This is a genomic window from Streptomyces sp. NPDC045778 (assembly GCF_056431945.1).
The window spans coordinates 24,845-43,813 of the sequence record NZ_JBWKJZ010000012.1 but is presented as its reverse complement, the minus strand read 5'-3'; the positions used below and the strand labels follow the sequence as shown (position 1 = coordinate 43,813).

Annotated in this window: 18 protein-coding genes; 9 read left to right on the top strand and 9 right to left on the bottom strand. The window is 72.7% G+C overall.

Annotation, left to right across the window (positions count from 1 at the left end; translation table 11 throughout):
• The first annotated feature begins 91 nt into the window (after nt 1-91).
• The 4 genes from cseB to AC07GB_RS17295 all read left to right on the top strand — a co-directional run bounded on the left by cseB (nt 92) and on the right by AC07GB_RS17295 (nt 4,306).
• Entirely contained in the window at nt 92-802 is a 711-nt protein-coding gene (gene cseB, locus AC07GB_RS17310; protein ID WP_478846170.1) for a two-component system response regulator CseB, read from the top strand.
• A 1-nt stretch (nt 803) separates the two neighbouring features.
• Nucleotides 804-2,093, top strand: a complete 1,290-nt coding sequence (locus AC07GB_RS17305) for an ATP-binding protein (protein WP_478846168.1) — start codon at nt 804-806, stop codon at nt 2,091-2,093.
• Between the two features lie 221 nt (nt 2,094-2,314).
• Nucleotides 2,315-3,520 carry a helix-turn-helix domain-containing protein gene (locus tag AC07GB_RS17300; RefSeq protein ID WP_478846166.1) on the top strand — a complete coding sequence of 402 codons (1,206 nt, stop codon included), beginning with the start codon at nt 2,315-2,317 and terminating at the stop codon, nt 3,518-3,520.
• Nucleotides 3,521-4,108: 588 nt separating this feature from the next.
• Nucleotides 4,109-4,306, top strand: coding sequence for a hypothetical protein (locus AC07GB_RS17295; RefSeq protein WP_478846164.1), 198 nt, complete (start codon nt 4,109-4,111; stop codon nt 4,304-4,306).
• A gap of 278 nt (nt 4,307-4,584) precedes the next feature.
• Here AC07GB_RS17295 and glnA read toward each other — a convergent pair whose 3' ends face one another.
• Nucleotides 4,585-5,994 (bottom strand): type I glutamate--ammonia ligase, encoded by a 1,410-nt coding sequence (gene glnA, locus AC07GB_RS17290; protein ID WP_138959336.1) that lies wholly within the window; start codon nt 5,992-5,994, stop codon nt 4,585-4,587.
• 234 nt (nt 5,995-6,228) lie between these two features.
• Between glnA and AC07GB_RS17285 the strand changes: the two genes are divergently transcribed.
• A complete protein-coding gene (locus tag AC07GB_RS17285) occupies nt 6,229-6,696 on the top strand; it encodes an RDD family protein (protein WP_478846162.1) in 468 nt (155 codons plus the stop codon).
• A gap of 171 nt (nt 6,697-6,867) precedes the next feature.
• Here the strand turns inward: AC07GB_RS17285 and AC07GB_RS17280 are convergent, their stop codons facing one another.
• The 4 genes from AC07GB_RS17280 to lipB all read right to left on the bottom strand — a co-directional run bounded on the left by AC07GB_RS17280 (nt 6,868) and on the right by lipB (nt 10,130).
• The gene (locus tag AC07GB_RS17280) at nt 6,868-7,572 is read right to left on the bottom strand and encodes a DUF4191 domain-containing protein (RefSeq protein ID WP_478846160.1); all 705 of its coding nucleotides are present in this window, start codon (nt 7,570-7,572) and stop codon (nt 6,868-6,870) included.
• 29 nt (nt 7,573-7,601) lie between these two features.
• Entirely contained in the window at nt 7,602-7,805 is a 204-nt protein-coding gene (locus AC07GB_RS17275; RefSeq protein WP_478846158.1) for an SCO2195 family GlnR-regulated protein, read from the bottom strand.
• Between the two features lie 360 nt (nt 7,806-8,165).
• Entirely contained in the window at nt 8,166-9,131 is a 966-nt protein-coding gene (gene lipA, locus AC07GB_RS17270; RefSeq protein WP_478846156.1) for a lipoyl synthase, read from the bottom strand.
• 138 nt (nt 9,132-9,269) lie between these two features.
• The gene (gene lipB, locus AC07GB_RS17265) at nt 9,270-10,130 is read right to left on the bottom strand and encodes a lipoyl(octanoyl) transferase LipB (RefSeq protein WP_478846154.1); all 861 of its coding nucleotides are present in this window, start codon (nt 10,128-10,130) and stop codon (nt 9,270-9,272) included.
• A gap of 252 nt (nt 10,131-10,382) precedes the next feature.
• Here lipB and AC07GB_RS17260 point away from each other — a divergent pair, with 252 nt between their 5' ends.
• On the top strand, nt 10,383-11,828 hold the full coding sequence (locus AC07GB_RS17260) for a regulator (protein ID WP_478846152.1): 1,446 nt from the start codon (nt 10,383-10,385) through the stop codon (nt 11,826-11,828).
• Nucleotides 11,829-11,866: 38 nt separating this feature from the next.
• Here the strand turns inward: AC07GB_RS17260 and AC07GB_RS17255 are convergent, their stop codons facing one another.
• Together AC07GB_RS17255 and AC07GB_RS17250 are read right to left on the bottom strand one after the other, a co-directional pair.
• A complete protein-coding gene (locus tag AC07GB_RS17255) occupies nt 11,867-13,291 on the bottom strand; it encodes an NAD(P)/FAD-dependent oxidoreductase (RefSeq protein ID WP_478846150.1) in 1,425 nt (474 codons plus the stop codon).
• A 270-nt stretch (nt 13,292-13,561) separates the two neighbouring features.
• Nucleotides 13,562-14,497 carry a TIGR01777 family oxidoreductase gene (locus tag AC07GB_RS17250; protein ID WP_478846148.1) on the bottom strand — a complete coding sequence of 312 codons (936 nt, stop codon included), beginning with the start codon at nt 14,495-14,497 and terminating at the stop codon, nt 13,562-13,564.
• Between the two features lie 62 nt (nt 14,498-14,559).
• On the opposite strand from AC07GB_RS17250, the gene AC07GB_RS17245 reads away from it, so the two are divergent.
• Both AC07GB_RS17245 and AC07GB_RS17240 read left to right on the top strand, forming a co-directional pair.
• Nucleotides 14,560-15,048 (top strand): N-acetyltransferase family protein, encoded by a 489-nt coding sequence (locus AC07GB_RS17245; protein WP_478846146.1) that lies wholly within the window; start codon nt 14,560-14,562, stop codon nt 15,046-15,048.
• Nucleotides 15,049-15,164: 116 nt separating this feature from the next.
• On the top strand, nt 15,165-16,301 hold the full coding sequence (locus AC07GB_RS17240; protein ID WP_478846144.1) for a PP2C family protein-serine/threonine phosphatase: 1,137 nt from the start codon (nt 15,165-15,167) through the stop codon (nt 16,299-16,301).
• 20 nt (nt 16,302-16,321) lie between these two features.
• On the opposite strand, the gene AC07GB_RS17235 is transcribed toward AC07GB_RS17240, so the two are convergent.
• Nucleotides 16,322-16,843, bottom strand: a complete 522-nt coding sequence (locus tag AC07GB_RS17235; RefSeq protein WP_478846486.1) for a DUF4240 domain-containing protein — start codon at nt 16,841-16,843, stop codon at nt 16,322-16,324.
• Nucleotides 16,844-16,976: 133 nt separating this feature from the next.
• On the opposite strand from AC07GB_RS17235, the gene AC07GB_RS17230 reads away from it, so the two are divergent.
• Nucleotides 16,977-17,921 (top strand): SDR family oxidoreductase, encoded by a 945-nt coding sequence (locus AC07GB_RS17230; RefSeq protein WP_478846142.1) that lies wholly within the window; start codon nt 16,977-16,979, stop codon nt 17,919-17,921.
• Between the two features lie 18 nt (nt 17,922-17,939).
• Here AC07GB_RS17230 and AC07GB_RS17225 read toward each other — a convergent pair whose 3' ends face one another.
• Nucleotides 17,940-18,914, bottom strand: coding sequence for a helix-turn-helix transcriptional regulator (locus tag AC07GB_RS17225; RefSeq protein WP_478846140.1), 975 nt, complete (start codon nt 18,912-18,914; stop codon nt 17,940-17,942).
• Between the last annotated feature and the right edge of the window lie 55 nt (nt 18,915-18,969).

Here is an 18,969-nt window from a genome sequence, read left to right as displayed (position 1 = left end):
GAGCGCGCACGAGGACCGCGTCCGCGCACGCCGGGCCCTCCGCCGACGCGACCGGTCGAGCGACATCGCAGACACGATCTAGGGTGACGTGATGGGACACAACCGTGGCGGCGGCTCAGCCAGCGTCCGCGTCCTGCTGGTCGAGGACGACGAAACGATCCGCAGGTCCGTCGGCATGGCCCTGGAGCGCTACGGCTACCAGGTGTCCGCGGCGCCGGACGGCCTGACGGGCCTCGAGATGTTCCGGGGCGGGCAACACGACCTGCTGCTGCTCGACATCATGCTGCCGTTCCTCGACGGGATCGGCCTGTGCCGCAGAATCAGGGAGACGAGCCAGGCCCCGATCCTGATGATGTCCGCCCGCGGCGACGCGCTGGACGTCGTGGCCGGACTGGAGGCAGGCGCTGACGACTACGTCGTCAAACCCGTCGACACCACGGTGCTCGTGGCGCGCATCCGCACGCTGCTGCGCCGGGCCACCTTCTCCGCGGCCACTTCCGAGACGGCCGACGACGGCGCGGTGCTCACCTTCCGCAACCTCACCGTCGACACCCGGGGCCTGGAGGTGCGCACCGACGGGCGCCTCGTCGCGCTCACCCCCACCGAACTGCGCCTCCTCCTCGAATTCGTGGCCGCGCCCGGGATCGTCCTGGAACGGCAGCGGCTGCTGCGCACCGTGTGGGACTACGGCTGGGAGGGCGACAGCCGGGTCGTCGACCTGGCCGTGCAGCGGCTCCGCAAGAAGATCGGTGCCGACCACATCGAGACCGCGCGCGGTTTCGGCTACAAGTTCCGGCGCTGACGTGGGACGTGACACCGGCCGTGAGGGCCGCGCGCTGCTGCGTTTCGCCGACCCCCGCTCGCTGCGCTGGAAGATCGCCGCCGGGGTCGCCGCCGCGGCCTGCGCGATGGCCGTCGGCATCGGGGTGCTGGTGCACCAGCGCACCGAGGAGCGCGGTCTTGGCATCGGCCGCGCCGCGGCGATGCGCGAACTGGACCTGGCCAAGGCCGACTTCCGGGGCGAGCGGCCCACGCGCCGCGACCCCCGGGAGCGCTCGAACTACGTCCTCGGCGACGAGGTGCCCGACCCGCTGCGTGACCGGCTGGACTCCTCGACCTCCACCATCGTGACCTGGTACGACACCCGCAAGCCGCTCCAAGGGCCCAGCATGTGGGCGGCCGAACGCGTCGACGGAACCGTGATCGCCGTCAGTACCAGCATGCTCGGCGAGCAGCTCAGCCTCGAAGCCCTCGACCGGCACATCCGTTACGCGGCCATCGCCACGCTCGCCGTCGTCGTCCCCCTCACCCTCTTCGCCGCCGAACTGGTCGTACGGCGCCTGCGGCGCGTCGCGGGAACGGCCCGCCGCATCCGGCACGGCGACCTCGACGCCCGCACGGAAGGCCGTGGCCATGACGAGATCAGCGAGATCTCCTCGGCCGTGGACCACATGGCGGACGCGCTCCAGGAGCGGCTGCGCGGCGAGCAGCGCTTCACCGCGGACGTCGCCCACGAACTGCGTACACCGCTGACCGGCCTGGTCACCTCGGCCTCGCTGCTGCCCGAGAGCGAGGCCACCGAACTGGTCCGCGACCGGGTGCGGGTGCTGCGCGGCCTGGTGGACGACCTCCTGGAGATCTCCCGCCTCGACGCGGGCGCGGAGCGGGCCGACACGCAGCCCGTACCGCTCGGCGAACTGGTGACGGAGTCCGTGCGCAGGGCGGGCCTCGCGGAACACGTCACCGTCACCGTCGTCGGCCACCCCGTGGCCGAGACCGACCCGCGCCGGCTCGACCGCGTCGTCACCAACCTGGTCCTCAACGCCCACCGCCACGGCGGCGCCCCGGTGGAGGTCACCGTCGACGCCACGACCGTCACCGTCCGGGACCACGGCCCCGGCTTCCCCCCGGACCTGCTCCGCCACGGCCCCCAGCGCTTCCACACAGCCACCCCCGAACGCGGCCACGGCCACGGCCTGGGCCTCACCATCGCCTCCGGCCAGTCCCAGGTAATCGGCGCCCACCTCACCCTGAAAAACACCACCCCCCAGGGCGGCGCCACCGCCACCCTGACCCTTCCCCCAACGACCTGAAAAGCAGCCCCTGGACCGGCGGCCGACGGCTCCCCGACGACGAAGGCCGCCACCTCACGGGTGACGGCCTTCACCGGAATTCTGCCGCGACCGTGCGCGCTCCGACTGATCAGCACCGCGAGAGCGGCATCGGCCACCATCGTGGGATACGGGGGCCGATGGCCTTTCCCCCGAGGCCTGCGGGAGTACCTTCTGAGTGTCGAAGTCAGAAGGGTTTCAGGATGCCCTACGCCAGTGGCAACGAGGGTGAGCGCATCGGGCCTCGCATCGCGGAGGCGCGTAAGGCGCGCGGCCTGACGCAGCTTCAGCTGGCCCAGCGCATCCCATGCTCAAAATCGCTTGTCGCTCAGGTTGAGCGCGGGCACAAGCCAGCCACGCCCGCGCTCACCGCAGGTGCCGCCCGCGCCTTAGGGGTCCGGCTGGAACAGCTCACAGGCCAGCCGTACGAGGACCCCCGGCGGGGCCGGGTGCACGCAACTATCCCGGACATCCAGACGTCCATGCTGAGCTGGGATCTGCCTGACGATGAGCTGCCTGTCCGCCCCTTCGACGCGCTGGCCGTCGACGTGGCGTCAGCCTCCGCCCTGGGTCGCAAGGGCCGGTACGCGAAGCTCGGCTGCATGCTGCCGCCCTTGCTCGACGAACTGTCGGCCGCCTGTCACGCAGCCAGCGGGACGGAGCGGGAGCGCTTGTTCGGGCTGCTCGGGGAGGCGTACTCCGGCGTGACCGCTATCGCCTACGCCGTCGGGCTATTTGATCTCCGCTCTCAGGCGATGGACCGGGTGAACTGGGCGGCGCGGGAGTCCGCCGACCCGCTGCGCATCGGTCGTACGCAGTGGCAGCGTTCGACGCTGTTCCTTCAGGCCGCTGCGTACGACCGCGGGATACGGCTGCTTGACCGCGTCCGGCATGACCTGGGCGAGAACATCGCCGCCATGGACGCGCCCACTCTCAGTGTGCACGGCGCCGTTCACCTGCGCTCCGCCATGTTCGCCGCGCGGGCAGGCAACGCCCCGACCGCACACGCGCACCTGGACGCCGCGGCGGAGGCCGCTCGGCGCCTTGGCCGCGACGCCAATCACTATGGCCTGGAGTTCGGGCCGACCAACGTCGCTATGCATCGGCTCGGGGTGGCCGTGGAGATGTATGACGGCCCGGAGGTCGTACGCAGGACGCGCCGGACACGGCTACCCGCCGACGTGGCCCCCGTACGGGCAGGCCGCTGGTACATCGACGCTGCGAAGGGGTGGCTGGACTACGGCAACCGGGAGAAGGCGTTCGCCGCGCTCCAAGCAGCTCGGCGCGCATCGCCGGAGCAAGCCCGTAACCATCCCCAAGTACGCGAGATCGTTCAAGCCCTGATCCACCTGGAGCGGTACAGCAAGGCCTCGCTGTCGGGGTTCGCCTCGTGGCTCGGCATGACCTGACGTTGTTTCACAGGTCGTGAAACTCGGCGTCGATGCGCTGCAGCAGCATGAAGTGATCAGACCCCCGCGACCGCGCGCGAGCGGCCCGGGGGCGCGGCCAACGCTGCTGAGGAGCGCCGACGGTGACTGAATCTACGCACGACTACGCGCCTGAGGGAAGCGCGCACGGCGACGACAAGGAGCACCCCCTAGTTGTCGATACGAAGCGGATGCGCCTCGGGCGCGTGATGGGCCACGAGGGTCCATACCTTCAGCTCCGGCCGCCTGGCGGCGGTCGCGAGTGGGACGCCGACCCCGAGAAGGTGCGCCCCGCAGAAGAAGACGACGTGCTGCGTCTGCATCTCACCGAAGTGCGAGGAGGGGCGGGGCGGGGCCGTACGTCATGACCGCGACGAAGAGGGCCGCGACCGAAGCGCTCTCCCCCGAATGCCAGCTAGGCGAGTGCGACCTGTGCCCGGGGGACAACGTCCCGGTCTACGCTGCCGGGAAGCGCGCCCGCGGTGAGCCCCCGGTCTTTGTGATCCGCTGCGGTCACAACTGTCGCCACGGCGGCAGTCGGGTGCGCAACGGTCTGAGGCGGTGACCGCCATGTCCAGGGTCTGCCGCCTGTGCTCGTGCGAGACGCGCGCACCCGTCGCCGTCGCCCTGGAGCACGTGGCATCGGCGGGCGGACGCGTGGTCCATCTCTGCCCGACGTGCCGCCGCATGACCGGCGCCGTCCCGCTGGCCGAGCATCCTGTGGGCAGTGACGGGCGGATCCGGTTCGAAGAGGAGACGCCCGCCTGAGAGCCCCGGTCCGGCGCCCTGGGGATGTCTGCCGGACCGGACGTGAAGCGCCCCGCTCCGTGGTGTCACGGGAGCGGGGCGCTTCTTGCCGACGGGTTCTCAGGCCGTCCAGCCGTCCCGGGCGGCTCCCTCGAACAATCAGCGTACGGTGATCACCTTGCACGTGGATTGCACAAGAGGGCGGGAATCAACCGGAACCGATAGGAAACGTTGAGAAGTGTTTCCCCAGGTCACAGCAGGTTTCCAGGGTCTAGCCCCAGCTCACCCGACCTCGCTCTTTAGATGTCGAAGTACAGCTCGAACTCGTGCGGGTGCGGGCGCAGCTGGATCGGGGCGATCTCGTTGGTGCGCTTGTAGTCGATCCAGGTCTCGATCAGGTCGGAGGTGAAGACGCCGCCGGCCTGGAGGTACTCGTTGTCCGCCTCCAGGGCGTCGAGGACCGCGGGGAGGGAGGTGGGGACCTGGGGGACGCCCGCGTGCTCCTCGGGGGCGAGTTCGTAGAGGTCCTTGTCGATCGGCTCGGCCGGCTCGATCTTGTTCTTGACGCCGTCGAGGCCGGCCAGCAACAGCGCCGAGAAGGCGAGGTAGGGGTTCGAGGACGGGTCGGGGGCGCGGAACTCGACGCGCTTGGCCTTCGGGTTGGAGCCCGTGATCGGGATGCGCATCGCGGCGGAGCGGTTGCGCTGCGAGTAGACCAGGTTGACCGGGGCCTCGAAGCCGGGGACCAGGCGGTGGTAGGAGTTGACGGTCGGGTTCGTGAAGGCCAGCAGCGACGGGGCGTGCTTGAGGATGCCGCCGATGTAGTAGCGGGCGGTGTCCGAGAGGCCCGCGTAGCCCTGCTCGTCGTAGAAGAGGGGCTCGCCGCCGGTCCAGAGGGACTGGTGGACGTGCATGCCCGAGCCGTTGTCGCCGAAGATCGGCTTCGGCATGAAGGTCGCGGTCTTGCCGTTGCGCCAGGCGACGTTCTTCACGATGTACTTGAAGAGCATCAGGTCGTCGGCCGCGGCGAGCAGCGTGTTGAACTTGTAGTTGATCTCGGCCTGGCCAGCCGTGCCCACCTCGTGGTGCTGGCGCTCGACCTTCAGGCCCTGCTTGTCCAGCTCGAGGGAGATCTCCGCACGCAGGTCGGCGAAGTGGTCGACCGGCGGGGCCGGGAAGTAACCGCCCTTGTAGCGGACCTTGTAGCCGCGGTTGTTCTCGATCGCGCCGGTGTTCCAGGCGCCCGCCTCGGAGTCGATCTCGTAGATCGAGCGGTTGGCGGAGGTCTCGAAGCGGACCGAGTCGAAGACGTAGAACTCGGCCTCGGGGCCGAAGTACGCGGTGTCCGCGATGCCGGTGGAGGCGAGGTAGGCCTCGGCCTTCTTGGCCACGTTGCGCGGGTCGCGGGAGTACTGCTCGCCCGTGATCGGGTCGTGGATGAAGAAGTTGACGTTGAGGGTCTTGTCCCGGCGGAAGGGGTCGACCCGGGCCGTCGACAGGTCGGCGCGCAGCGCCATGTCGGACTCGTGGATGGCCTGGAAGCCGCGGATGGACGAGCCGTCGAAGGCCAGCTCCTCGTCGGGGTCGAACGCCTCCGCCGGCACCGTGAAGTGCTGCATCACACCCGGCAGGTCGCAGAAGCGGACGTCTACGAACTTCACGTCCTCGTCCGCGAGGAACTTCTTGGCGTCGTCGGCGTTCTGGAACATCCAGCTCCTCCTACTCCCGCCCAAGGAGGAGCGGGGTTGCAGCTCGTTCGTGCGGCCAGTGCGGTGGCACACGCTGGACCCGACCATAGGGAGGGGGCATTTCTCAAGCGTGACCCGTTTGTTTCGCCGAAGTTAACCGGGCGGGGGTGCCGCGGCCCGACCCGGGCCCCGCGGGCGCCCGTCACCAGGACCCCGCCAGGACCCGTAGGGGATCGGGCGCAGTACCGTGGACGGGTGGACAACAGGCAAGCAATCGGATCGTGGCTCTCCGGCCCCCGCGCGGCGGCGGAGGACGCGGGCGTCGACTTCGGATACCGGGGAGAGCGGCTCGGCCTGCCCGAGGAGGGCCCCGGTTCCGTCGCGCGGCCGGGGCGCAGGCTCGGGGCCATCGCCGTCGACTGGGCCCTGGTCATGCTGATCGGGTACGGCCTGTTCGCCCGGGGCGACGCGCAGGCGGCGGGCAACTGGGCGCTCGGCCTGCTCCTGGTGATGAGCGTGCTCACCGTCGGCACGGTCGGCTGCACACCGGGCAAGCGCCTCTTCGGCCTCCGCGTCATCGCCGAGGACGGCGGGCGCCTCGGCATCGGCCGCGTGGCGGTGCGCAGCGTGCTGCTGTGCCTCGGCATCCCCGCCATCATCTGGGACCGCGACGGCCGCGGCCTCCACGACCGCCTGTCCCGCGCGGTGCAGGTCCGGAGCTAGCCCTCGCGGGGTCGAACCCGGACCCGCCAGCCCTCCCGGGCCGACCCCGCGGCGCCCCGCGGCCGGCCCCCGGACCCCCGGCGACGAGGCCGACCGGCATACGCCGATGGGGCGGCCGGAACCCAGCAGGTTCCGGCCGCCCCATCGGCGTACATAGAGGTGGACGACGCGCTACCGCATCTTCGGACCACGCGGCATGCGCACGTTCTTCGGCATCGGCCCCTTAGGCAGGGGCATATTGCTCATCAGGTCGCCCATGGCCTTCAGACGGTCGTTGGTCGCCGTCACCTGGGGGCCCTGGAGGACGCGGGGGAGCTTCAGAAGCGTCGTGCGCAGCTTCTTCAGCTCGACCTGGCCCTCGCCCGTGCCGACGATGACGTCGTGCACGGGGACGTCCGCGACGATGCGGGCCATCTTCTTCTTCTCGGCGGCCAGCAGCGGCTTCACGCGGTTCGGGTTGCCCTCGGCGACGAGGACGATGCCCGCCTTGCCGACGGTGCGGTGCACCACGTCCTGGCTGCGGTTCATCGCGACCGCGGGGGTCGTCGTCCAGCCGCGGCCGATCTTGTCGAGCACCGCGGCGGCCGCGCCGGGCTGGCCCTCCATCTGGCCGAAGGCCGCCCGCTCGGCGCGGCGCCCGAAGACGATCGCCATCGCGAGGAAGGCGAGCACGAAGCCCAGGATGCCGAGATAAACGGGGTGGTCGATCCAGAAGCCGATCGCGAGGAAGACACCGAAGGTGACGATTCCCACAGCCGCGATGATGAGACCGATCTTGGAGTCGGTCCGCCGGGTCATCTTGTACGTGAGGGCAATCTGCTTGAGTCGCCCCGGGTTCGCCGCGGCGTCCGCCGCGGTGGTTTCCTTCCTCGCCATGCCCTGAGTCTACGTGTCCCCGCGGGCTGCTACGACGTGCGGGTTGTTCCCGCCTCTTCCAGTACGCGCTGGGCCTCGAACCGGTCCTTCGCGCGGCGCCGGTCCTCCAGGACGGAGGTCCAGGCGTTACGGCGTGCGGTGCGCTGGCCACCGCGCAGGAGCACCGACTCGACGGCGCGCAGCGCGTCGGTGACGGACGGAATGGCGGTGGCGCGTACGGGCGCGGCCTGCATGTGATGCCCTCCGAGATCCGAGAAGCGAATGGTGAACGGGGGAACGCTACGAGTGGCTCTCGCTGGCACTGCGTCGTGCGGTGGGGGCCAGTGGCTGGGACCGCCGCCAGGGCTCTGGGTAAGGCTCTACGTGCGGTAGTTCCAGCGTCACTGATTGGTGTTACCAGGGCGTGACCGGGCGGTCAAACGCCGATGAAGCCTTGACGCGAAGGGCCCGAACGCTGACGCGGCCCATACGGTCGCCCCTACCTGCGGAGACCGTACGGGCCGCGACTTCTCGGCCACTACCGAGCGGTAGCTGCTTGTGCGCGGATTCACACGCGCCCTGCCCGAGCCGGTCGCCGGGCATCCGTCCGTGCGTCAGACCGCCTGCGAGGCGACGTACGCGCCGCGGCGCTCGATCGCCATCTGGTAGAGCCGCCCCGCGCGGTACGAGGAGCGGACGAGCGGGCCCGACATGACGCCGGAGAAACCGATCTCCTCGGCCTCCTCCTTCAGCTCGACGAACTCCTGCGGCTTGACCCAGCGCTCCACCGGGTGGTGGCGCACCGACGGGCGCAGGTACTGCGTGATCGTGATCAGCTCGCACCCCGCGTCGTGCAGCTGCTGGAGCGCCTCGCTGATCTCCTCGCGGGTCTCGCCCATGCCGAGGATCAGGTTCGACTTGGTGACCAGGCCCGCCTCGCGCGCCTCGGTGATGACCTTCAGGGAGCGCTCGTAGCGGAAGCCGGGGCGGATGCGCTTGAAGATGCGCGGCACCGTCTCCACGTTGTGCGCGAGCACCTCGGGGCGGGACGAGAAGACCTCGGCGAGCTGGTCCGGCTCCGCGTTGAAGTCGGGGATCAGCAGCTCGACCTTGGTGTGGCCGGCCTCGCGCTCCGCGGTCATGGCGTGGATCTGGCGCACGGTCTCCGCGTACAGCCAGGCGCCGCCGTCCTCCAGGTCGTCGCGGGCGACGCCGGTGATCGTGGCGTAGTTCAGGTCCATCGTGACGACGGACTCGCCGACGCGACGGGGCTCGTCGCGGTCGAGGGCCTGCGGCTTGCCGGTGTCGATCTGGCAGAAGTCACAGCGCCGCGTGCACTGGTCACCGCCGATGAGGAACGTCGCCTCGCGGTCCTCCCAGCACTCGTAGATGTTGGGACAGCCCGCCTCCTGGCAGACCGTGTGCAGGCCCTCGCTCTTCACGAGCTTCTGCATCTGCGTGTACTCGGGGCCCATTTTCGCCCGGGTCTTGATCCACTCGGGCTTGCGCTCGATGGGGGTCTGGGCGTTCCGGACCTCCAGGCGCAGCATCTTGCGTCCGTCGGGTGCGACTGCGGACACATCGGCTCCCTGCTAGCTGGCGTAACTTCGATTCGTCGGCGCACCCCAGGGTACGCCCGTTGACTCATGGGACTTACTCACGGCCAACCTGTGGCCATGGGGGTGCATTCCCGTACGCCCCCCGCGGCCGCGCGGCGGCTAGGAGAGGGCTGTCTCGGCGACCCGCCCGGCGGCCGGTGCCGCAGCGGCGGGCGCCGGGGTCTGTGCGGGCTGCCGCTCGACGACCCGCGGCTGGAGATCCGCGTTCTCCAGGATGTCCTTGAGGTGCTTCTCCACCACCGGCAGCACGTCGGCGATCGTGATGTCGCGCCCCAGTTCGTTCGCGATCGACGTCACGCCCGCGTCGCGGATGCCGCACGGGACGATCTTGTCGAACCAGGTGTTGTCCGGGTTCACGTTCAGCGCGAAGCCGTGCATCGTGACGCCCTTGGCGACGCGGATGCCGATCGCGGCGACCTTGCGGTCCTCGCGGCGCTGGCCCGCGTTGGAGGGCGCGTACTCCGGGCCGTTGAGACGCGGGTCGAACTCGTCGTCCGTCAGACGCGGGTCGAAGTCCAGGTCGAGCCCCCCGAGGGCGGCCCGCCGCTCCACCGGGTCGCCGAGGACCCACACGCCGCTGCGGCCCTCCACGCGCGTGGTGGCGAGCCCGAACTCCGCACACGTTCGGATAAGAGCCTCTTCCAGGCGCCGTACGTGTGCTACGACGTCCACCGGACGGGGCAGCTTCTGGATCGGGTAGCCGACGAGCTGGCCCGGGCCGTGCCAGGTGATCTTGCCGCCGCGGTCCACGTCCACGACGGGCGTGCCGTCCAGCGGGCGCTCGTTGTCGGCGGTGCGGCGGCCCGCCGTGTACACCGGCGGGTGCTCGAGCAGCAGGCAGGTGTCGGGGCCCTCGTCCGCGAACCGGGCCGCGTGCACGCGGCGCTGCTCGTCCCAGGCCTCCTGGTACTCGACGTAGTCCGGGCCGAAGCCCAGCCGGATGAATCGCAACTCGCCCACGGCGCGTGCCTCCCTAACCTCACCGTGCACCGAAACCTCACCGCGCACGGAAACCTTCACCGTGCACGGATCGCGCCCCAGCCACTGTACGGCTCGTGTCCTGCCGTCAGCCCTCCGGCCAATCCTCACACGATCGGATGAATGCGGCTTGAAGGTCGCGATGAGGGCGGTACAGGCCGTTACATTCACGCCGTTCACGAGGCCAAATGGGCTGCTCAAGGCAGGCCCAAAGGGCAGGAGACCGCACAGCTGATGACGGAACGACCCCCGCAGCGCACCCCCAACCGCCAGCTCGCCGCACTCATCGCGGAAGCCGGATTCTCCAATGCGGGCCTGGCCCGTCGCGTCGATCAGCTAGGGCTCGAACACGGGCTCGACCTCAGGTACGACAAAACATCGGTGACACGCTGGCTGCGCGGCCAGCAGCCGCGCGGTACGACGCCCGCGCTGATCGCCGAGGTCTTCACCCGCCGCCTCGGCCGCCGCCTGTCCGCGCAGGACCTCGGCCTGGACGCCTGCGCGCCGGTCTACGCCGGACTTGAGTTCGCGGCGTCGCCCGAGGAGGCCATCGACATCGTCGGCGGCCTGTGGCGCAAGGACTCCGGCAGCCACGCCGAGCTGCGCAAGATCGCGTTCACCCCGGCCGGCCTTGTCGTGCCGAGCCGGGACTGGCTCATCGGCCGGGCCGACGAGCGCGTCGCCCGCGGCGGCGAGCCGCCGCAGACCCCGCGCGTGCCCCCGCAGGGCCGCCCCGGGGTGCCGCGCCAGCGCCGCGACACCGACCGCGGCCCCGGGCACCGCGTGTCCGGCGGCGACATCGCGGCGCTGCGCTCCGTCGGCGAGCTGTTCCGCGCGCTCGACCACGCCTACGGCGGCGGCCACGCCCGCCAGGCCCTCGTGCGCTACCTGGAGCACGAGGCCGAGCCGATGCTCCGCGGCACCTACAACGAGCAGGCCGGGCGCCGCCTGTTCGCGGCCGCCGCCGACCTCACCCGGCTCGCCGGCTGGACGTCGTACGACATCGCGGCGCACGGCCTCGCCCAGCGGTACTTCGTGCAGGCCCTGCGCCTGTCCCAGGCGGCGGGCGATCGCGCGTACGGCTCCTACGTCCTGGTCACGATGAGCCGTCAGGCCGTCTACCTGGGCCACGGCCGCGAGGCCGTGCAGCTGGCCCGGGTCGCCCAGCAGGGCGTCGGGTCCTCCGCGCCGCCGGTGGTGCAGGCCCTGCTGCACGGCGTGGAGGCGCGCGGCCACGGCGTGCTCGGCGAGGTGCGGGCGTGCACGGCCTCCATGGTGCGCGCCGAGCGCGCCCTGGAAGCCGCCCGGCCGGGTGACGAGGTGCCGTACTGGGCGCGCTTCTTCGACGAGGCCCAGCTCGCCGACGAGTTCGCGCACTGCAACCGCGACCTCCAGCAGTACCGCGCGGCCGCCCAGCACGCCGAGCGCTCCCTCCAGCTGCGGGCCCCCGGGTACGCCCGCTCCCGGCTCTTCTGCCGCGTCGTCCTGGCCACCTCGCGCCTCGGCCTCGGCGAGCTGGAGCAGGCCTGCCAGCTGGGCGCCGAGGCGGCCCAGGCCGCGGGCGAGATGCGCTCGGTGCGCGCGGTGGAGTACGTGCGCGACTTCGAGCGGCGCCTGGAGCCCTACCGGGACGCGGCTCCCGTACGCGGGTACCGCGACAAGGTCGCGGCGCTCGGCTGACCACGGGGGCGCCTCCGGCGGGGCGCCCCCCTTCCCTCCTACGCGGCGCTCGGCAGCCGTTCCTCGGTGTGCGTGGGCGCGACGCCGAGGTCGGCCAGGACGGCCAGGGCCGCGCGGCGGCCCGAGTGCAGGGCGCCCTGCACCGTGCTCGTGTCGCGGTGGTCGCCGCACACGTACAGGCCCGACAGGAGCCGTACCGGGCGGCGCAGGTCGTGCGGCGGCGGCATCGCGGGCACCGCATCGCGGGTGCGGTGTGCCGCGAGCAGCTCCCACCGGTCCGTCGGCGTGCCGTACAGCTCGGCGAGGTGGGCGAGCACGGTGCGGTCGAGGTCGTCCGGCGGCGGACCCAGGACGGTCGACGAGACCAGGAAGCGGCCCGCGGGCGCGCGCGTGGGGTCGACGTGGCTGACGACGGCCGTGTGCGCGACCGGGCCGCGCCGGTCGGCGTCCAGGAGCAGCGCGGGCTCGGCGAGCGGCGGCTCGGGGGCCTCGTGGTGCAGGACGGTCACCGGGTGGAAGGACGGCACGCGCAGGCCGGGCAGCAGCTCGGCGGCGGCGCGCGCGTCGGTGGCGAGCAGGACGCCGCGGCAGGTCAGCTCGCCGTGCTCGGCGGTCGTGACCCGGTTCGCCGCCACCGCCGTGACGCGGACGCCCGTGCGCACCGTCCCCGGCGGCAGCGCGGCCGCCAGCAGCTCGGGCAGCGTGTCGGCGCCGCCCTCGGGCAGACACAGGCGGCCGCGCGCGAACGCGTGCAGGGCGAGGTCCGCGCACCGGCTGGACGTCGTCAGGTCGGGGTCGCAGAGCAGCGCGGACAGCAGCGGGCGCAGGAAGCCCTCGATGGTGCGGGCGGGCAGGCCGCGCGCGGACAGGGCCCGGGCGGCCGGGAGTTCGGGGCGCGCGAGCAGCCGCCGCACCGGCGTTGCGGCCAGCCGGGACAGGGCGGCGCCGAGGCGGGCCTGATCGAGTGCGCTCCCCAGCGGGGTGCTGCGCGCGGGCTGCCGTGCCGTCCTGAGCGCACGGCCGGGCGGGGCCCCGGACGGCGTCCCCAGCGACGCCCTCGCCGCCGTGCGGGCCGGGCGCGGGACCCGGGGGGCGCTCGCCAGGGCGCGCGCCGCATGGAGTGCGCCCCTCGCGCGCCTGGGGCCTTGGCCGCCGAGGAACTCGGCCGCGCGGTGGTGCTGCCCTTCGCTGTGGACGAGCAGCCCGGGCGCGAAGGGGCGCAGGGCGAGCGCGTCGAGCCCCGGCGTGTGACGTAGTTCCGGATACGACGTGCTGAGCAGCTGCCCGATCCTGTCGAGCCGGAATCCGTCCACCTTCTCGGTCGACATGCGGCCCCCGGCGTAAGGGGCGGCCTCCAGGACGACGGTCGTTACTCCGGCCCTGTTCAGCTGGTGTGCGGCCGACAGTCCCGAGACCCCGGCTCCCACGATGACGACATCCGCATGGTGCGCAGGCTCTGGCACGTGCTCCTCCCGGAGGTTGCGCGGCTGCTGGGGACGCTTATGCCCGACACCGGGCGGCGGAATCCCCGAGTTCCGCTTGAGGGTAGGAGCCCCGCGAGGCGGTGCCAGTCGCGCATCGACCGGGCATGGTCGCACGGCGGTCGCACGCGGACGGCGAAACGACCGCGACCGGTCACGCGCGGGCGCCGCGACCGCCCGGCCCGTACCCCAGGGGCGCCGCCGGCACGCCCGCGCCGACGCCCAAGGCCGTCCGCCCCCGCGCCCCGGGCGTCACTTCAGCGCCGCCCGCACCGCGTCGTCGACCGTCGGGTGCGCGAAGGTGAACCCGGACGCCAACAGGCGCGCGGGCAGCACCCGCTGACTGCCCAGGACGTCACCGGCCATCTCCCCGAGCACCACGCGCAGGACCGGCGCCGGGGCCGGGAACAACGTCGGCCGGCGCAGCACCCGGCCCATCGCGGCCGTCACCTCGCGGTTGGTCACCGGCTCGGGCGCCGTCAGGTTGAAGGGGCCGGACAGCTCGTCGCGGGCGAGCAGATGCCGCAGGGCGGCCACCTCGTCGCGCAGGGCGACGAAGCTCCAGTACTGCCGCCCGTTCCCGAGCCGCCCGCCGAGGCCGGCCTTGAACAGCGGGAACATCCGCCCCCACGCGCCGCCCGAGCGCGCCACCACCAGGCCGGTGCGGGCGAAGGCCGTGCGGATGCCCGCCTCCTGGGCGGGCCCGGCCGCCGCCTCCCAGTCCACGCACATCGACGGCAGGAAGCCCTCTCCCGCGGGGGCGCTCTCGTCGACCGCGCGGTCACCGGTGTCCCCGTAGTAGCCGATCGCGCTGCCGTTCACGAACACCCGGGGCGGCTCGTCGAGCGAGGCCACGGCGGTGGCCAGGGCCTTCGTGCCCCGCACCCTGCTGTCGTACATCTTCCGCTTGTACGCCTCGGTCCAGCGCCGGTCGCCGATCCCGGCGCCCGCCAGATTGACCACGGCGGTACAGCCCGCGAGCCCCGCCGTGTCCACGCGGCCCGCCTCGGGGTCCCAGCGCACCTCCCGCGCCGTGCGCGGGGCGCGCCGGACGAGCCGCACCACCTCGTGTCCGTCGGCGGCCAGCGAACGCGTCAGGGCCGATCCGATGAGGCCGGAGGCGCCGGCGACGGCGACGCGGGAGGGCTGTTCCGAAGAGTCCGAAGGCTGCGGACGCGTAGGCTCCATGGGCCCATCCTGCCGCGAAAAGGGCGGGTGGCGCGTCGTACCCGCGCCGTACAGTGACGCTCATGCAGCAGACGTACATACGCGCGGCCCGCGCGGGCGACGACGACGTGCTGGCCCGCCTGGACCGGGAGAACTGGTCCACCGTGCACTCCGTGCAGCCCCGCCCCGCGCCCCCGCACGAGCCGTTCTTCTCCGAGCGGTTCGGCCCCCGCGACCACTTGGTCGCCGAGGTGGACGGCGAGGTCGTCGGGTACATCCGGCTCGGCTTCCCCACCCCGCTCGCCGTCAACGCGCACGTACGCCAGATCCTCGGCTTCGTCGTCGCCGAGCGGGCGCGCGGCAAGGGCGTGGGCCGCGAGCTGATCAGGGCGGTCGTGGCGGAGGCCCGCCGCCAGGGCGCGCGCCGCCTCACCCTGCGCGTGCTCGGCCACAACGCGCCCGCCCGCACGCTGTACGAGTCCGAGGGCTTCGTGACCGAGGGCGTGCTCCCCGGCGAGTTCCTCCTGGACGGGCAGTACGTCGACGACGTGCTGATGGGCCGCGCCCTGTGACCTGCCCGGGCGGCCGCGGCCGCCCGGGGCGACACCCGACCTGACCGGCCCGGCGTGCGGGCGGCCCGCGCTCGTAGGAGCGTGAGGACGACCCCCGTCGCCGGGAAGGAGCACGCATGCCCAGGCCCGCGGTAGGGCGGCAGAGCGCGCAGGGCTCCGGCTGGCCGCGCAGCGCGCCCACCCCGCCCTGGATGCGCTGGCCCGCGCCCGTGCTCCTGGTCCTGACCGTGGTCATCCAGGTCCTCACGCCCAAGACGCTCGACCTGAGCTTCCTGCTCGCGGCCGTGCCGCCGCTCGCCGCCCTCGCCTACGGGCCCGCCGCCACCGCGCTCCTGGGCGGCCTCGTGCTCCTGATGCTCAACCTCCCGCGCTACGACCTCGGCCACCCCGGCGAGAGCGACACCGCGACCGTGGCCTTCGTGGCCGTGCTCAGCGTGCTCTTCGCCGCCGTCCGCAGCCGCAGGGACGCCCAGCTCGTCACCGTGCGGACGGTGGCGGAGGCCGCGCAGTTCGCGGTGCTCCCGCCGCTGCCGGAGCGGGTGGGCCCGGTGCGCTGCGCGGGCCTGTACCGGGCGGCGCAGCGCGGCACCCTGGTCGGCGGCGACCTCTTCGACGTCCGCAGGGGGCCCCGCGGCGTGCGCGCCATGGTCGGCGACGTACAGGGACACGGCCTCGCGGCCGTCGGGACCGTGGCCGCGCTGATCGGCGCCTTCCGGGAGGCGGCCATCGACGAGCGCGACCTGGAGGGCGTGGCCGCCCGCCTCGACCGGCGCCTGGTCACCGACGCCGAGCCCATCGAGTCCGTCGAAGGCACCGCGGGAGCGGAGCGCGGCGAGCCCGGCGAACTCTTCGCCACCGCCGTGCTCATGCAGTTCGGGGCCGAGGCCGACGAGCTGCGCCTGGTCTCCTGCGGCCATCCGCCGCCCCTGCTGCTGCGCGGCGGCACCGTCACCGAGCTTCAGGTGTCCCCGGGGCCCCCGCTCGGCCTCGGCATCGCCGGGGTCGCGCCGCCCCGGGAGACCGTGGTGGAGCTGCGGCCCGGCGACTGGCTGCTGACCGTGACCGACGGCGTGACGGAGGCCAGGGACGCCTCCGGGGCCTTCTATCCGCTGGCGGAGCGCCTTCCCGCGCTCTTCGAGGCCGAGCAGGACGACCCGGCGGCCCTGACGGACGCGATCTGGCGGGATCTGGTGCGCTTCTCCGGCGGCGTACGGGACGACGTGGCGCTCCTGGTGTTCGCCTGGGAGCGCTGAAGGGGGCGGGGCCGCGCGGCTCAGCGGGCGGCGAACCGCTCCCACAGCCTCGGGTACCGCTGCGCGAGCACCGCGTCGTCCTCGAAGTCGATCGGGCTGCCCGCCGGCTCCGGCGGGGCGGGAGTGATGCCGAGGTCCGGCGCCACGACGCCGGTGAGCTGCTCGTAGGCCTCGTCGGCCGCGTAGCCCAGCTCCTCGCCGTCGCCGTCCAGCTCCTCGTCGAAGTCGTCGAGGAGGTCGGCGAGGGAGTCCGGGTCGTGCAGGGCGCCCTCGAAGACCTCGCGGCCCTGCCCGATGAGCCAGCACCGGAAGTAGTCGAAGGCGTCGTCGCTCACGCCGTCGAGCAGCACCCACGCGGCACCCCACAGGTCCCAGCGATAGGCGCGGTTGTAGCGGGCCTCGAAGTGCCGCGCGAAGTCGAGCACGGCGTCCGGGTCGGCCCGCAGCAGCCGCTCGACCAGCAGCTCGGCGTGGTCCTCCGGGTCGCCGTCGGCGGCCTCCCGGGTGCTGTCCACGATCTCCCAGAACTCCGTCTCGTCCATCACGGGACAAGCATCTGCCCTGGCGGGTGGGGCCGCACGCGGAGTGCGCCGGAATGCGGCTGTGTCGTTATGTGTGCACATGCCCGTGGAAAGCCCGACAGGAGGTGTCGGCTTTCGGTGGAAGGCTCGCCCCATGGAGAACGCACAGACAGCCACCGCTGCCCTGCCCCCGCTGACCGGAAGGATCGCCCTCGTCGCCGGGGCCACGCGCGGCGCCGGGCGCGCCATGGCCGTGGAACTCGGCCGGGCCGGAGCCACCGTGTACGTGACGGGCCGCACAACCCGCGAGCACGTCAGCGAGGTCGGCCGCGACAGCGAGACCATCGAGGAGACGGCGGACCTCGTGACCGCGGCGGGGGGCCGGGGCATCGCGGTCCCCACCGACCACCTCGACCCCGAGCAGGTCCGGGCGCTCGTGGACCGGATCGACGAGGAGCAGCACCGCCTCGACATCCTCGTCAACGACGTCTGGGGCGGTGACGTCCACGTCGAGTGGGACAAGAAGATGTGGGAGCACGACCTCGACAAGGGCCTGCGCGTCCTGCGCCTCGGCGTCGAGACCCACATCGTCACCAGCCGCTTCGCGCTGCCGCTGCTCATCCGCCACCAGGGCGGCCTGGTCGTCGAGGTCACCGACGGCACCGCCGCGTACAACGAGCGCTACCGCAAGCCCTACTACTACGACCTCGCCAAGGCGGCCCCGCTGCGGATGGCCCGCGCGCTCGCCGAGGAACTCCAGGAGTACGGCTGCACGGCGGTCTGCCTCACCCCGGGCTGGCTGCGCTCGGAGGCCATGCTCGACACGTACTTCAAGGTCTCCGAGGAGCACTGGCTCGACGGCACGAAGCAGAACCCGCACTTCGCCATCTCCGAGACCCCCACGTACGTGGGCCGCGCCCTCGCCGCGCTCGCCGCCGACCCCGACGTGGCTCGCTGGAACGGCGCGTCGCTGTCCAGCGGCGGACTCGCCGCGGAGTACGGCTTCACGGACGTGGACGGCTCCGCGCCGGACGCCTGGCGGTACCTCACGGAGGTCGACCAGGAGAGCCCGACCGCGGACGTGACCGGCTACCGATAGTCCGGCGGCGGCGGTCCGTCAGCGGTAGAGCGCGGCCATCCGGGCCGCCGTGGCCGCGAGCCGCTCGCGCAGCTCCGGCGGCTCCAGGACCTCCACCTCCGGGCCCAGGGCGAGCAGTTGGGTGTACGCGACGACGGGGGACTCGACGGGCAGGGTGACGGTCACCCGGCCCCGCTCGTCGGGTTCGGCGCCGTCGAGCGCCTCGCGGGCGGCCGCGCGGTCCGTGACGTACGGCAGCTGCCGGGCCCCGTCCGGGGACAGCCTGAGCACGGCCTCGTCCCGCAGGATGGCCCGCGCGAACTGCGCGGCCCGCTCCTCCCAGAAGCCGGGCAGGTCGAACTCCTCGTCCCGTACGAAGCGGTCGCCGGACGCGGCGGAGGAGACCGCGGTGAAGCGGTCGATGCGGTACACCCGGAACGAGCCGGTGTCCGGGACGCGGGCGCACAGGTACCAGACGCCCGCCTTCAGGACCAGGCCGTACGGCTCCAGCTCCCGCTCCACCTCGGTGTCCTGGCGGCGGTAGCGCGCGCTGACGCGGCGGTCGTCCCACACCGCGTCGGCCACGGCGGGCAGCAGCTCCGGGGCCGGGGTCTCCCTGAACCAGCCGGGGGCGTCGAGGTGGAAGCGCTGGGCCGCGTTCTGCGGGGCGTCGCTCAGGGAGGGCAGGAGGGCCGCGGACACCTTCAGGCGGGCCGCGGACGCGGCGTCGTCCAGGCCCATCTCGCGCAGCGCGCCCGGCACGCCCGACAGGAACAAGGCCTCCGCCTCGCTGCGGGCGAGCCCGGTGAGCCGGGTCCGATAGCCCCCGACGAGCCGGTAGCCGCCCGCACGGCCACGGTCCGCGTACACCGGGACGCCCGCCTCCGAAAGGGCCTGCGCGTCCCGGGTGATGGTCCGCTCCGACACCTCCAGCTCGGCCGCCAGCTCGGCGGCGGTCATGGAGGCCCGCGCCTGCAACAGCAGCACCATCTTGATCAGCCGGGCAGCACGCATGCCCCCATCATGCCGCGCCCCGGCCGCCCACAGCCGCAAAGGGGTGCGGGGGTTC